The organism is Helicobacter suis (assembly GCF_902196135.1).
GTDB lineage: Bacteria > Campylobacterota > Campylobacteria > Campylobacterales > Helicobacteraceae > Helicobacter > Helicobacter suis_A.
This window is the reverse complement of record NZ_CABIKE010000006.1, coordinates 48,949-63,175: the sequence shown is the minus strand read 5'-3', so window position 1 is coordinate 63,175 and position 14,227 is coordinate 48,949. Positions and strand designations below refer to the sequence as shown.

The window sequence follows — 14,227 nt, the reverse complement described above, 5'->3', positions numbered from 1 at the left end:
AATAATAGCATTTGGTGCGCAAAAAATGGAAACGATGAAGATCTTTATTAATTGTCGCTCTTTATTGCTAAGAAAGGTTTTAGAGCGCTATTTACATGATTTTTTATCCACCCAAGAGGCTTGTGATTTTATTTTAAGCGATCAGCCCCTTAAAAACCCTCTAAAGGCCACTTGTTTGATTGGATCGCAAACAGGGGCACACATTCCAACCCCCTTTACAAAAGAAGAATTATTAGAAAAGTTACAAGATTTTTACCAAAATAAAGCCCAAAGAGAGAGTTTAGAGTATAAGGTGCAGATATTATTGCAAGAATACACGCATAAATTGCTTGAATTATTACAGGATTATAAGCGCTAATGCCACCCCCACTTTTTAAAATCTTAGGGGGTGTATGCAAAGGTCTTTCTTTACATTTACCCCCCAAACAAATCACCCGTCCCACTAAGGCTATTGTTAGAGAATCCTTTTTTAATGTGTTGCAAACCTCTATTATTCATAGCGTGTTTATTGAGGCTTTTGCTGGTAGCGCTAGCATGGGTTTAGAAGCGCTAAGTCGGGGCGCTTCTGAGGCTTACTTTTTTGAGCAAGACCCACATGTTTTTTTAGTGCTGCAACAAAATATTCAAGCTTTTAAAAATAGATTGAAAGAGGCACAGACTCAAGCTATTTGTACAGATGTGTTTACATTACTCCAAACTTGTTTAGAAACATTAAAATCTGAAGGACTAGTGATTTTATACATGGATCCGCCCTTTATGGAGGGGATTTATACGCGTTGTTTGCATTTTTTAGAGAGTTTAACAATTCCTTCTTCTCTTTTAGAGCATGGATTTTTAATTGTATTTGAACATGAAAGCTTGCAGAGCATGCCAAGAAATATAGCCGGCTTTAGTATAATCAAACAAAGAAAGTTTGGTAAAACAAGCTTGAGTTATTATTTTTTGCAAAGGAATAAACATGGCTGATGAGGTTAAAGAGGCCAAAAAGAGCAAGGCGCTTTTGTTTGTGGTGATTGGTGCGGTTTTGGTTATGCTAATTTTGGTAGGGGTGATTGCTATTTTGCTACTGGGTAGAAATGAGAAAAAATCAGAAGGAGATGCGGGAAATAGAATGCGCCAGATTAGAGAGGCTAGTAAACTTAATGATAACGGAGGGCAATCAGATTTGATGGTCAAATCATCAGATTATTTATCTTTAGGGCCTTTATATCCTTTAAGCGATCCCTTTGTGGTGAATTTAATTGCCCAAAATGGACGCCGTTATCTTAAAACAAGCATTAGTTTAGAATTAAGCGATCCTAAACTAGTAGAGGAGGTTAAAGTTAAAGAAACGGCGATTAAAGATACCATTATTGAAATTCTTTCCTCTAAATCCATTGAGGAGATCAGCACACTTAAAGGCAAAAACAAGCTTAAAGAGGAAATCCGTAGCAATATCAATAGCTTTTTAATTGATGGCTTTATTAAAAATGTTTTCTTTACTGATTTTGTGATCCAATGATTGGGGTTGATATTGTTTGTATAGCGCGTATTACAGACAATATTTCCCGCCACAAACACCGCTTTTTAAATAAATTTCTTTCCACCTACGAGCAAACCCTATTTATAAAACCCCACAGTGTTGCTGGGGCTTGGGCGGCTAAAGAAGCTTGTTCTAAGGCTTTGGGGGTGGGGATTTGTGCGCAGTTGAGATTTTTAGATATGTGCTTGTCTAAAAACACATTAGGCGCGCCTATTTTGCAACTCACCCCCGAAAAACAAGCACTTTTTAAGATTCAAAATTTACATGTAAGCATTAGCCACGATCGGGGGTTTGCTGTGGCTGTTGTTTTAGCGCAGTTTCTTTCTTGATTTTAAAAAAGTGGCAAAAAATCCATGATAATTAATTTTTAGTAGTAGTAGTAGGGGCTGTGAAAATGTGAACAAAGCCTATTTAAGTGCGCTACAAAGGGACTTGCTAGCATGGGGAAAAAAACTTTTTCATTCACATGAGAGCACAAAACATGTGAGGGCAATGGGTTTAAAAGTGGGGTTTGTAACCCAAAATCATAAGCTTTAGGCACAAATAGGCACAAAAGCAATTCACATGTGCTTAGCATGTGAATGAAATGTGCCAATAGGTGATTATTAGTGCAAAGTATCCTCATTATGCATCGTATAAATTAGGCGATCAATCACATGTCTTTGTTGGTTTGTGAAATTATACTGGACGCGTACTAATTGTCGGATACGCTCTAAAACATTGCTATCTACCAAAAAAAGCCCTAAGATTTTGCGATAGAATGGCAGAAAGATAAATTTCTTTTCTTTATAAATTTCTGTACTATCAATGGCCTTATCAATGGTGAAGAGCAAAATATTTCTGAGGTGATTAGATTTTAGATGATTATCCTGTAAAGCCTGACTAAATCTTTTATAAATAGAGAAGGTGAGCATGCGTCTTGCATTAAAATAGGCGGCTTCTCTTGCATCGCTATCTTGATCAGATTTTACCCTTGTATCGCTTATGCCATATCCAATGAGGAAACGATCAGATTTTTCAATATTTTTTTGTAGCGCATTTTGTGGTGGTTGTTTTTGTACTTCTTGTGTGTTGAGTTTGGCATCTAGGGCATCTACCTTTTCAGCATTAGTGGCTATAGCTGCACTGAGTTTTTTAATCTCCTCTGTTAAAGCGGTGTTAGATTCTGGCTTTTTAGGAGTTTCAAGGACTTTAGAAGTGGGGATTTCTTTAGGAGGTTTGTTTTTAATATCCTTTTCTTTGGGGGGTTTGCTTTTATCTTTGCTGGCTTTTTTAACCTTTTCTTTCTTTTCTTTCTTAGCAATATTCTCAGAGGGTAGATCAGAAGTTTCATACACACTACATGCCACAAAAAAATACCCAACTAAAAATGTGCCCAGTAACGCGGTGTACCTATTTTTCAAGATAATCTCCTTAAAATAAAAAATGATTGGGTATTATAACACACGCTTTTTTTTAGCTCACTTGACTAGAATTAGAGTCAATAGAGCCAAACCATGCTAAAATAACCCTTAGTTTTAACCTTTAAAAGGAGTACGCCATGCCAAATAAACAAACACAACCCTCTAAAGAGCTCGAACACCAGTGGGATTTGAGTGCTCTATTTGCAAATCAAGAGGCTTTAGATCAACATGTAAGTGAGTGGGATCAAAAGGTAAAGGCTTTTGAGGAAAAACATGCCGGTAGTTTTGCCCAAGTAGAACCGGAGGCTTTTGAAAAAATTTTGGAGGAGTATGAAATCCTAAGTGAGGGGGTTTCTAGGGCGATGAGTTATGTCTTTTTGATTTTCTGTGTTGATTCAAAACGCAGCGATTTATATTCTAAATACCAGTTATTATGCGCGGACATGGGTCAACACCTGCTCTTTGTAGAGAATGAATTTTGTACTTTAGAAAGTGCTAAACAAGAGGCTATTATTAAAGCCAGCCCTAAATACGCTTACTATCTGCGCCTTCTTTTACGCCAAAAACCCCACATGTTGAGCTTACCGGAGGAAAAAGTGCTACTAGCTACTTCCGGTGTTGGTGTAGAGGCCTTTTCTAATCTCTTTGATCAAGTGATCACCTCGCTAAAAATGCCCTTTCAAAATAAAATGATTAGCGAGGAAGAGATTTTATCTGAGCTACACAATCCTGATCGCAAATTGCGCAAACTTGCCCAAAAAACCCTGACCAAAACTTTAAAGAAAAATAGGCTAGTTTTGACTTATGTTTTAAACATGGTGCGCAAGGATTCACATATTGATACCAAACTACGCCACTATGAAAAACCTGAGAGCTTTAGGCATCTGTCTAATCAAATCCCCCAAGAAAGTGTAGATAGCATGCTAGAGATTGTGGAGGAGAATTATCCTTTAGTGCACCGCTACTATAAAAGCAAGGCTAAGCTTTTGGGCTATAAACTTAAAGACTACGATCGTTACGCCCCTATTGAGCAAAAAGAAGCCCCTCTTTCTTATCAAGAGGCGCTAGATTTAGTGCTTAAAGCTTATCAAAACTTCTCGCCTAAGTTTTATGAAATTGTGAGTCGTGGGATTAAAGAGGGTTGGGTGGATTCACATCCACGCCCGGGCAAACGCGGGGGAGCATTTAGCGATAGCACCGTGCCTAGCGCGCATCCCTTTGTGCTACTCAACTTTACCGGTAATCGCCGTAGTGCCTTTACCATTGCCCATGAATTTGGGCACATGATCCACCAGACATTAAGTGGGCAAGTGGGTTATCTTAACACCAATACCCCCCTAACCACTTCTGAAACCGCCTCTGTTTTTGGAGAAATGCTTTTATTTGAAAGTCTAAAAAAGGATCTGGATAAAAAAGAATTACGCGGGATTTATGCGGGCAAACTAGAGGACATGTTTTCTACTATGTTTAGGCAAGTGGTGATGACTAATTTTGAAAGACGCATCCATAGTAGTGGGGATGAATTTGAGGAACTAACAGCTAAAGATTTTGATCGCATTTGGCAAGAGGAAAACGCTAAGATGTTTGGCAAAAGCGTTAAGCTAAGCAAAAATTACGCCCGCTGGTGGAGTTATATCCCCCACTTTATCCATTCGCCCTTTTATTGTTATTCTTATAGCTATGGGCAATTACTAGTTTTGGCTTTATTTGGTCTCTACCGCAAAAAGAAAACTGCAGCAGAAAAGCAAGAATTTGTAGATACTTATACGACATTTTTAAGCAAGGGGGGCAGTGTAAGCCCTGAGGAGTTGGTGGGCATGTTTGGGTTTGATATTACAGATAAAGAGTTTTGGAAGATTGGCATGGGTGAGGTGGAAAAAATGCTTGAGGAATTTGAAGGGTTGCTTGATGGATGCGCTGCAAAGGTATAAGGCAATGTCTAACCAGCATTGTCTGGATTGTTTGCATTTTTTATACCACCACCATGTACACTTTAGTATTTTTTGCGATCTTTGCTGCGTGCGTTTTGAACCTCCTTTGCCACAAGAACAGATCGATAGTTTTGGTAATTTTGTACTCTTTGTTTTAGCGGGTTATACTTTTGATAGTTTAAAAATCCATGGAGAAATTCCAGAAATCCACTTTGAGGCAGGGCTAGGCGATCACATTGAAACCACGGTTAAAATTGCCCTTGAGGGGATTGTGCAGATTATTGTTAAAGATAAAAACGATTCAAATGTGGTGTTGTTTAACCGCTGTGATCCTAGCCTTATTTTTGTAGACAACACAGCCGAACAGCTCCAAAGTTCTAAAGATGCGATTTTATCTGATCCAAGAAACCAGCAAGTGATTGCAACCTTGCAGGGAAATTTGAAATGAGTCTTTTAAAATTACAAATCCGGGCTTTTCGCTTTTCTGCCAAAGAGGACTACAATCCGGCTTACCCGCTTTATGTGGTGGAGTACCAACTAGATTGGACTTTAAGAGATGTTCTAGCCCATATCCCCGATTTAAGTTATGATCAAACACATTTAGGGTTAAGAATTAACCGGGTTGTTGTGTTTGAAAATTTAAGCATTGATACGCTTATTAATCGTTTTGGTAAGGAGTGGACACTAGAGCCTCTAGCCACCAAATATGTTTTAAAAGATCTGTTAATGGATACAGAGGGCATGTTAAAACCCTACCAAAACTTTTTTAAAAGCGCGTCTTTTTTAACGGAGGCAGAAAAAAGCGAACTATCCCGCTATATTCATATTAACGCCATTACGCCTAAAAGCGATTCAGATTACTTTGGAGATGGCTTTTTTCTATACACTAAGTGGCTCATGAATCGTTACCCACACCGCATATCAGATCTATTACAAAACTTAGCAGATAAACACCACGGGGCCATGCATTTTGTGAGTCTCAAACACTATATTTTTCCTAAGAATGATGCCATTGATACAGAAATCTATAGTTTGCAACAACAATTACTCAACGCCTCTAATCCTCCAGCTAATAACCCTTGGGCTCATTTAGGCAAGATCAACTACACTTTTAGCAAACCTAAAATCCCGGATAAGCAAGCGCGCTTTTTAATTTATAATGCCTATAATTCTGTTTTTAATAGCGCGCCTTTATTGCAAAGTAGCCGTTTGCTTTTATGGCATTTAGGGGTGGATTTTTTAGAGTTACCTTGTTGTTTTGATGGGGGTTATTGGGGACGCTTGGGGGATTTAAAACAATTTCTAACAGCTAATGCCTATAATTTAGGTTTAGCGCATAAAGTGGGCGCGGCGCTATTATTATGTGATGAAGATGCTTATGCTAATGCGTGCTATGCTAAAGCGATTTTAGATCATGATGAAAAATTAAGAGAAGAAGTACAGCAAGGTTTAGCCGCATACGATTTAGAGTATCACCCAGATGTACAAATCGCCTATCTTAACCACTTTCTAAACAAACAGGCAGAATCTCTAGAAATTAAGCACTCTTTCCAAGATTTTTATACAAGTTTGTTTCAAGATTACCACCTAGATCAGCCCACAGATTGTAGCGCCCTATTGGCTAAACTTAATCTTCGCTGCAATAGCCCGCTTTTTACTAAAGAATCCTATGCGCATTTATTAGATATTGATATGGATTCTGCCTTGTATGAATCAGCGCGTATCCGCTATGAGGCTATTGATCTAGGGGTGGATTTCTTATTAACAAGCTCTGTAAGCCAGTTTCATATGCTAGATACTTTAGCCAAAAAGGCCTCTAAAATTTATCAAAGAGATCACGACAACACTAGCGTGTTATTTCTCCCACAGGTGATACTGTTAGCCTTAGGCCAAAACGATCCCAAAGCCTTAGGTTTAGATACCCATCAAAATGCCTTTACATTTCTCTAAGGTTTTTGTTTGAAAGCCGGACTCAAAATCTTATTTGCAATGGTGTTGGGTTTTGCTTGGTATATTGCCAACGAGGAGACTTCCGGAGGGTTAGCTTTGATGATTTTCTTTTTTGTAGCCTTTATTTTGCTCATCAAGCCCATCTCTTTCCAACCCCCTGAAAAACGCGAGGATTATATCAAACAACTTCAAAGGAGTTATGAGCGCAAGATGGATTTAAAAAACAAAGAGAAAGAAGAAAAACGGCGCTTGAATCAAGTGGCTAACGAGTGGGATTTTAAAAACCGCAAACAACAAAATCAAACAGGCTCGCTTTAAATGTTAGAAGTGGTTTTGATTTTAGGGGTGGCTGTAGTGCTCATTTATCTTTATTACACTTTGCAAGAATATTTAAAAAATCCTCTAAAAGACCCGCCTGAATTTAATAAGCCAAAAGAGGCATTAGAGGTTTATGTACTGCCCAATCCTTTAGAAACTTTAAAGGCAAGTGAGGCAGGGGTCTTAGCTAGTCTTATGGGTAGTTTTACTAAACATCTTGAGTCTACTCCCCTTAGCCAAGCGCTTTTAGAGGTGTTTTTACAAGACTTAAGCCAGATAGAAAATAAGGATTTAAAATCCTTACAAGAAATTTATAACAGCCCCCCTCCACCCCTAGATCAGATTTGCACGCAGCTTTTAGAATGCGGGCATGGGGAGTATAAAAAACGCCTAAAATGGGTGGAATTTCTTTTTGTTCTGGCTTATAGTGATGGCAATTTAGGTACACAAGAAAAAGAAGCGCTACTAGATGTAGGGGCATTTTTAAACTTAGAAAATGTGGATTTTAATAACCTCTATGATGGTTTTGCAAACTTAAAATTAGAACCACTAAATTTAGAGCCAACCCAAGTAAGTACGATTTTACGCGGAGAAAAAATAGATTTTGATAGGTTTAAAGCACTAGTTCAGGAGTGCTATATTAATGTGTTAGAACCTAAGAATTGGAATAAAAGCTATTTACCAGATACTATGAAAAATCTATGGCAATTAGAACAGGCCTATGATGCGCTGAATTCTAGTTTAAAAGCCTGAAATTGTTAGAATTTAGCTTTTTTTGATAACACCCTTATAAAGATAAATAAGCAAAAAAGCAAGGGCATTTAAAGATTTCTAAAACCAGCAGAAAAGCGTGTTTTTTTTAATTGCTAAGCGCATATCTTTTGAGTATCTCTAGCATGGATTGGTAATAAAGCCACTAAAAGTTGCCGGCCAAATTTTCAAGTTTTAATGTGAGATCTTGAATGCGCCCCCTTAAAACTTTTTTATCAACATAATATGAATTTTCTTGACAAACACTCTTGCCCTCTAAAACATAAAACTTAAGCCCTAGTTTCCTAACCACAATTTCTTTGATCTGATCGCTTTTTTACCTTTTGTTCTTGCTCTGGGTTTGTGCCATAATGACCACCACCATTGTATTCTAGTACAGCAACAGGCTTTGTTCTGCATGTTTTATAGTCCTTCAAAACAAACAAAAAATCCACAACTAAGTTGTTATATGTTTTCCATGCGTCATCGCTATTATCCTCATCGCTTTTTTATACACAAGTGTTTTAAGTGGAATTTGTGGGAACACAATAAAACGCTTCTTGATGCAGTCAGAGAAAACAAGCTCGTTATAAATAATGAATTCATGTTTCTCCAACAGATCCTCTTTAACCAGAATGTCTGACTTTCCAATCAAGCCTAATTTATACTCTAGCGTTTTTTTTGTGTGCTTCCTCAGCTAATCTCCTTTCTTATTCTTCTTTCTCTTGTTCTCTTTGTTTGGCAAAAAAAGCTCTACTCTCTGCTTTTTTAGCCTTAAGCTCTGTAAGTTCTCTCTCAAGCTTTTCATGTTGTTTAAGGAGATTGTTATACTCTATTAAAGGATCGTTAAAACTTCTTTTCCCAGTTCGTCCAAATCCCATGTAAGCCTCGTTTTTCTATTTTTAACTACTTTTACAACTATAAATTCCATAAACATTTAATATGATAAATTAACTTTAAGGCGGTTAAAATTTAACTACCTTTAGCAAAATTCTACTTGTCTTTAGTAGGTGGGATGAACACCACTATTTGTTAGACAACTTAGAGGATTTGCGCGCCGCCTCCATTGGCATTTTTAGCAAAGATGATATTTTAGAGTTGCTTAATGGCAATGTAGATCAAGGCGCGTTTTTAGAATTCTTAAGATATTGTGATGAATGCATTAGTAAAGTTATTAGCAGTCAGGTACTCGCTAGTAATGCGGTGAATAAAGGTACTCAAGCTTTAGGCAATGTCCATGAAAACACCACCCGCTATCTTTTAGAGTTTGACACCCCCCCACTCAAACCCGGAGGATTAATAGATTATCAAACTAAGCTTACAGGCTTTTAGTGCTAGTGGTAAAAATTGTGTTTACAACTGATATTTTAAGAGCGGTATAAATCTTGGATGTGATAGAGTCCGGGTTTTTGCAAGGCTAGCCACTTAGCAGCCTCTAAAGCGCCTTTGGCAAAGATTGTGCGATCGGTGGCGGTGTGGTTAAATTCTAAATACTCGCCGTCTAAATAAAAACCCACAGTATGGCTACCCACCAAATCACCCCCACGCAAACTAGAAAAGCCAATTTCACCCTCCTTGCGTAACCCTTCTCTGTGTTGTTGGCATGCTTGTTTAAAATCTATACCTCTAGCCTGCGCGCAGGTTTGCCCTAGAGTAAGCGCGCTCCCGCTAGGCGCGTCTTTTTTATAGCGGTGGTGGATTTCGCTAATTTCAATATCAGCGTGCATGAGATCTTTAGCCACTAAACCCACAATTTTATTAAGTACAGCCATTCCTAAAGACATGTTAGAGGCGTGTAAAACAGGGGCTTTTTGGCTTAAATCTAGCAAAGCTTGCCATTCTTTTAAACCAGTCGTACCAGAAACTAAGGGGAGAGGGTGTTTGAGTAAAACTTGAATTAATTGATCTAAAGCCTTAGCAGAGGAAAAATCAACCACGATTTCACAATGGGCAACAAATTGTTCTATATCATTGGTTACAAAAGTATCTTGCGGGAGAATTTGGGCTAGATTTAGACTTAAATTTTGGCGCACAAAGACACTAGAAAGACTTAATTGTGGCTGTTTTTGTACTTCTCTGGCCAGCAAACTACCTACTTTACCACTAGCCCCAAAAATACCAACTTGTAACATCAGGTATGAGAATCCAAATAAGCAATCGCAGAAAGAGCAGCCGTAGCTCCATCGCCTGCTGCACACACCACTTGTTTAGCCGCGCTAGTGCGCACATCTCCTGCGGCAAAGAGACCTTTAATATTAGTTTTCATAGATAAATCCACCATAACAGCGCCATAAGAATCGCAAGCACATAGCATGCTCCCATTTTCTTGTTTTAACACTTCATTATTGATCTCATAACCTACAAAGATAAAAATACCGGGTACGGCTAGTTCTTGTATAGCGCCTGTCTGGGTATTTTTAAAAACTACTGCATTCACTCCAGAAGCATTTCCTTTAATCTCCTCAACCACAGCTGGGGTTAAAAACTCAATCTTAGGTTCATTTTTAGCACGCGCAACAGTAACAGGCGCGGCGCGGAATTGATCGCGGCGGTGGATTAAATGGACTTTACTACACATTTTAGCCAGATAAAGCGCCTCTTCTAAAGCAGTATCCCCGCCTCCTAAAACAGCCACTTCTTTATTTTTATAAAAAAAGCCATCACAGGTAGCACAAGTACTCACTCCATTGCCCCAAAATTCTGACTCGCCTTTAATCCCTGCTCTTTTAGGCCGCCCACCGGTGGCTAAAATCACACTTTTAGCCCCAATGCTCTTACCCTCATCTGTGTAGATCACAAAGTGATTTTCTTGAAAACCAACTTGAGTAACTAAAGTCATCTCATGCTTTAAACCAAAGCGAAAGCATTGTTCTTGCCATGGTTGCATAAAATCTAACCCACTCACCACCTCGCGCACGCCCGGGTAATTTTCAATCTCGCTACTAAAGGTGATTTGCCCACCAGGAGCTCCTTTTTCAAATAAAACCACCTCTTTTACACCTCCCCTTGTGGCATACAGCCCCGCACTCAAACCCGCAGGGCCCCCACCAATGATTGCAAGGTCTAATAGAGATGAGTTGTTAGAGGAGTTTGTCAATGTTATCCTTTAAAGATTGTTTGGAGAGCGCGCCCACGGTTTGGTTAATCACTTTGCCATCTTTCATATAAAGTAAAGTGGGGATACTGCGGATGCCATAGCGAGAGGATAGTTCTTCTTGTTCATCTGTATTGACCTTACAAATTTTAGCCTTACCGGCATACTCAGCGGCTAATTCATCAATAATAGGGGCAAGCATTTTACAAGGCCCACACCATGGGGCCCAAAAATCTACCATCACCGCACCATTACCAGTTTCTGCATCAAAATTTTCACTGGTCAGCTCAACATAACTTGCCATTGTTTTTACTCCTTGTATTTTTAAATTTAGCCCAGCATTGTATAACATAGAATATAAAGCCTACCTTTAGGGTTTATCCTACAAACAAATTAGAAAGTAATATTTTCAATCCATTCAATTTGGCAGTGGGGAGGAGTGCCTTTAAGAGTGATTGCATCAATGCAAAAATCATAACTCATTTGGCTTTGTTGTAGATAAACGCCAATGCTCTTTTTAATTTTTTCAAGCTTGGAGGGGGTGATTGCATAAATAGGGTCTGTACTTTTACGGCTCTTAACTTCTATAAAATGCAACACTTGATCATACAAGGCAATAATATCAATTTCACCAAAACGGCAAGAAAAATTTTGCGCTAAAATACAATATCCCTTAGCAATCAAATACTGGCATGCAAATTGTTCGGCTAATCTCCCCTTAGTAAAACTCATAAAAACACAATACCTGTATTTGGCGTATATCACTAGATACTCTAAAGGGTTTTAAACTCCGCTCTAAACTTTGATCATCAATGGGGGGGGTTGTATAAATATGTGTGTTTTGCTCTTGAATGACTAATTTAGCCTCTAGGGCATCTACTAAGTTAGGGGCATTTTTAATAAATTCTAAACGGATATAGCGAGATCTTTTAGGGTGTGTGCAAATTGGATAGGGGGTGATGGGCAATTTTAAAGGCTTACTCTTTTGTTTTAATTTTTTAGACATCTCTACTAGATCGCTAATAACCGCACTCGCACTAGCCATTCCCCCCGCTCCAGGCCCGCAATAAAAAGTCTCCCCCACACAATCCCCAACAAGACTCACCCCATTCATCACCCCTTCTATTTGTGCTAATAAGCTCCGCTTAGGTAATAACATGGGCTCTACTCCCAATGTGATACCCTCTTTGGACTTGTGGGCATAGGCCACTAGTTTAATGCGATAACCTAATTGTTTGGCATAATGTAAATCAGAGGGCTTGATCTGTTCAATTCCTTCTACATGGATAGTGTCTAGATCAATAAGGCTATTGAAGGCTAAAAAAGCTAGGATTAAAAGCTTATGTGCGCTATCTTGCCCACTGACATCTAAATGGGCGTTGGCTTCTGCATACCCCAAACTCTGGGCTTTTTTAAGCGCTTCTTGAAAATCCTTCCCCAAAGCCATTTGGCTTAAAATAAAATTGCTTGTACCATTAAAAATTCCTTGTATGGCTGTGATTTCATTGGCCACTAAACCCTCTTTTAATGCCCTAATAATAGGAATTCCCCCCCCCACACTTGCCTCAAAACCAATATTGGCATGCAAAAGGTGGGGGTATTTAGCCAACATCGCCTTATTAGCCGTGATAAAACCTTTATGGCGTTTTAGAGTTTCTTGAGCCAATTTATAGGCCAATTCTACCTCACCTGTGAGTTCTAGTACAATTTGAATATCCGGATCTTCTAAAATATCTTCCAAAGAATTGCTAAGAGGAAAATTGATCTCCCGTGCTTTAGATAAATCTTTAACAACCCCCTTTTTAATCACCAAAGAATGCCCACAGCGCCTAGCTAGTAGATCTTGGTGTTTGTTTAAAATTTTAACAACACTTAGCCCCACACAACCTAGCCCCACAATCCCAATATACACAGCACCCGCCATTTATTTGACATCCTTTTTAAGCTCGCTTTGGCTGTGGAATTTGTGGGTGAAAAAATCCACTAAAGAGTCTAGGTATTTGAGAATAAAAGGAGTGATGAGCATAGAAAAGATGATCATTAAAACTAAAAATTGCTGGATGTCATCTGCACCCACACGGATAATATCATGATCGCGCAAGAAAGCTAAAACGCCTTGATGTTTTTGCAAGGTTAATAAATTGAGTTTACTTGCGCTCAAGAATACAACTAAAGCAAACTCCCCAATTTGGGCAAGTGAAAGCGCTGTTTTGATCGCACTTTGGGCATCTCTAAAAACACGCAAAATTAAATAAAGGACTAAAATTTTTAAGCACATCGCTAGACTAATTAACAAAATCACAGCAAAGATATTTTCAAATAAAAAGTCCAAATGGATTTGCATGCCCACCGTAACAAAAAAGAGACCTAAAAAAATATTTTTCAAGGATTCAAATTCTTCTTGTACACGGATACGGTAGCGCGATTTAGAAATAGCAATACCGGCCACAAAAGCCCCTAAGGACATAGAAAAGCCAAAGAAGTGGCTTAAGCTTGCTGCGCCTAGAATAATAAGCAAAATTGTACCCATAAACAGCTCAGGTAGGCGACTCTCTGCTGCTAGGTTTAAAATTTTAGTAGCCGTTAATCTACCCGGCAAAAGCAAAAGGGCTAAAATGATTGCAGAAGAGATCACGGTTTTAATGATGAGTTTAAATAGGTGATCACCCCCTCCTCCCATGAGCATTAAAATAAGCAAAATCGGGATTGCTGCAATATCTTGGAAGATTAAAATCCCCACTACAATTTTGCCCACAGGCGTATTTAGTTGCTTGCTCTCCTCAAAGGATTTTAGCACAATAGCTGTAGAGGAAAGAGAAAAACCCATCGCCACCACCAAAGAAAATCCCCACGACGATCCCATCACATAATAACCAAAGACAACAAGCACAATGGAGGTAAGCACCACCTGCAACCCTCCAAATAACAAAACTTCTTGTTTCATGCTCTTGAGTTTGTCAAGATTAAATTCTAGGCCAATCATGAACATTAAAAAGACAATCCCAAAATCTGCAATATCTGAGAGCGATTCAAAATCTGCAATGCGAAATAATGCAGCAATCACTAGTCCAGTTAGGATATAACCAATGATTACGGGCATTTCTATTTTCTTTAATAATAAACCACTGACCACGCTCAACCCCAACCCCGCCACAATCACATACAGCGCATGTGTTTCCATAATTCTATGCCCTTAATCCTGTTTGCCTTTTTAAAAACTTGGGTTCTTGAAAGCAATTATTAAAAACGCCCATTATAT

At 38.7% G+C, this 14,227-nt stretch carries 17 protein-coding genes and 1 pseudogene; 10 read left to right on the top strand and 8 right to left on the bottom strand.

All coding sequences use genetic code 11. The annotated features are described in order from the left end of the window. Positions 1-34: 34 nt before the first annotated feature. From G6Q06_RS04875 to acpS, 4 genes are read left to right on the top strand one after another with little or no spacing between them, the layout of a single operon-like run. On the top strand, positions 35-358 hold the full coding sequence (locus G6Q06_RS04875) for a hypothetical protein (RefSeq protein ID WP_231102836.1): 324 nt from the start codon (positions 35-37) through the stop codon (positions 356-358). After that, positions 358-966 carry a 16S rRNA (guanine(966)-N(2))-methyltransferase RsmD gene (gene rsmD / locus G6Q06_RS04870; RefSeq protein WP_163565888.1) on the top strand — a complete coding sequence of 203 codons (609 nt, stop codon included), beginning with the start codon at positions 358-360 and terminating at the stop codon, positions 964-966. The genes G6Q06_RS04875 and rsmD overlap by 1 nt, the downstream gene beginning before the upstream one ends. Beyond that, positions 959-1,501: a flagellar basal body-associated protein FliL gene (fliL, locus tag G6Q06_RS04865; RefSeq protein ID WP_163565887.1), complete on the top strand. Its 543-nt coding sequence runs from the start codon at positions 959-961 to the stop codon at positions 1,499-1,501. The genes rsmD and fliL overlap by 8 nt, the downstream gene beginning before the upstream one ends. Next, positions 1,498-1,851 (top strand): holo-ACP synthase, encoded by a 354-nt coding sequence (gene acpS / locus G6Q06_RS04860; RefSeq protein WP_163565886.1) that lies wholly within the window; start codon positions 1,498-1,500, stop codon positions 1,849-1,851. Before fliL ends, acpS begins: the two co-directional genes overlap by 4 nt. Positions 1,852-2,127: 276 nt before the next feature. Here the strand turns inward: acpS and G6Q06_RS08585 are convergent, their stop codons facing one another. Then, positions 2,128-2,925, bottom strand: coding sequence for a hypothetical protein (locus G6Q06_RS08585; protein WP_240329238.1), 798 nt, complete (start codon positions 2,923-2,925; stop codon positions 2,128-2,130). A 137-nt stretch (positions 2,926-3,062) separates the two neighbouring features. Here G6Q06_RS08585 and G6Q06_RS04850 point away from each other — a divergent pair, with 137 nt between their 5' ends. Genes G6Q06_RS04850 through G6Q06_RS04830 form a run of 5 tightly spaced genes read left to right on the top strand, consistent with a single transcriptional unit; the run spans position 3,063 to position 7,877 of the window. Beyond that, positions 3,063-4,856: a M3 family oligoendopeptidase gene (locus G6Q06_RS04850; RefSeq protein ID WP_163565885.1), complete on the top strand. Its 1,794-nt coding sequence runs from the start codon at positions 3,063-3,065 to the stop codon at positions 4,854-4,856. Further along, on the top strand, positions 4,834-5,304 hold the full coding sequence (locus G6Q06_RS04845) for a hypothetical protein (RefSeq protein WP_163499211.1): 471 nt from the start codon (positions 4,834-4,836) through the stop codon (positions 5,302-5,304). Before G6Q06_RS04850 ends, G6Q06_RS04845 begins: the two co-directional genes overlap by 23 nt. Next, positions 5,301-6,806, top strand: a complete 1,506-nt coding sequence (locus G6Q06_RS04840; RefSeq protein WP_163565884.1) for a DUF5644 domain-containing protein — start codon at positions 5,301-5,303, stop codon at positions 6,804-6,806. Before G6Q06_RS04845 ends, G6Q06_RS04840 begins: the two co-directional genes overlap by 4 nt. A 9-nt stretch (positions 6,807-6,815) precedes the next feature. Next, entirely contained in the window at positions 6,816-7,124 is a 309-nt protein-coding gene (locus tag G6Q06_RS04835; protein ID WP_163533343.1) for a hypothetical protein, read from the top strand. Continuing rightward, a complete protein-coding gene (locus tag G6Q06_RS04830) occupies positions 7,125-7,877 on the top strand; it encodes a TerB family tellurite resistance protein (protein ID WP_163565883.1) in 753 nt (250 codons plus the stop codon). Positions 7,878-8,584: 707 nt separating this feature from the next. Here G6Q06_RS04830 and G6Q06_RS04820 read toward each other — a convergent pair. Continuing rightward, positions 8,585-8,755: a hypothetical protein gene (locus G6Q06_RS04820; protein WP_163565882.1), complete on the bottom strand. Its 171-nt coding sequence runs from the start codon at positions 8,753-8,755 to the stop codon at positions 8,585-8,587. A gap of 148 nt (positions 8,756-8,903) precedes the next feature. Between G6Q06_RS04820 and G6Q06_RS04815 the strand changes: the two are divergent. After that, positions 8,904-9,149: pseudogene (locus tag G6Q06_RS04815) on the top strand (phage portal protein family protein); the annotation flags it as partial. A gap of 92 nt (positions 9,150-9,241) precedes the next feature. On the opposite strand, the gene dapB reads toward G6Q06_RS04815, so the two are convergent. The 6 genes from dapB to G6Q06_RS04785 all read right to left on the bottom strand — a co-directional run bounded on the left by dapB (position 9,242) and on the right by G6Q06_RS04785 (position 14,149). Continuing rightward, the gene (dapB, locus tag G6Q06_RS04810) at positions 9,242-10,006 is read right to left on the bottom strand and encodes a 4-hydroxy-tetrahydrodipicolinate reductase (protein ID WP_205435886.1); all 765 of its coding nucleotides are present in this window, start codon (positions 10,004-10,006) and stop codon (positions 9,242-9,244) included. After that, the gene (gene trxB, locus G6Q06_RS04805) at positions 10,006-10,971 is read right to left on the bottom strand and encodes a thioredoxin-disulfide reductase (protein WP_163565880.1); all 966 of its coding nucleotides are present in this window, start codon (positions 10,969-10,971) and stop codon (positions 10,006-10,008) included. The genes dapB and trxB overlap by 1 nt, the downstream gene beginning before the upstream one ends. After that, on the bottom strand, positions 10,955-11,272 hold the full coding sequence (gene trxA, locus G6Q06_RS04800) for a thioredoxin (RefSeq protein ID WP_006563902.1): 318 nt from the start codon (positions 11,270-11,272) through the stop codon (positions 10,955-10,957). Before trxA ends, trxB begins: the two co-directional genes overlap by 17 nt. A gap of 89 nt (positions 11,273-11,361) precedes the next feature. Next, complete coding sequence (locus tag G6Q06_RS04795; RefSeq protein ID WP_163565879.1) at positions 11,362-11,700, bottom strand: YraN family protein; 339 nt, start codon at positions 11,698-11,700, stop codon at positions 11,362-11,364. Then, positions 11,687-12,892: a homoserine dehydrogenase gene (locus tag G6Q06_RS04790; protein ID WP_163565878.1), complete on the bottom strand. Its 1,206-nt coding sequence runs from the start codon at positions 12,890-12,892 to the stop codon at positions 11,687-11,689. The genes G6Q06_RS04795 and G6Q06_RS04790 overlap by 14 nt, the downstream gene beginning before the upstream one ends. Then, positions 12,893-14,149 carry a cation:proton antiporter gene (locus tag G6Q06_RS04785; RefSeq protein WP_163565877.1) on the bottom strand — a complete coding sequence of 419 codons (1,257 nt, stop codon included), beginning with the start codon at positions 14,147-14,149 and terminating at the stop codon, positions 12,893-12,895. Positions 14,150-14,227 lie beyond the last annotated feature (78 nt).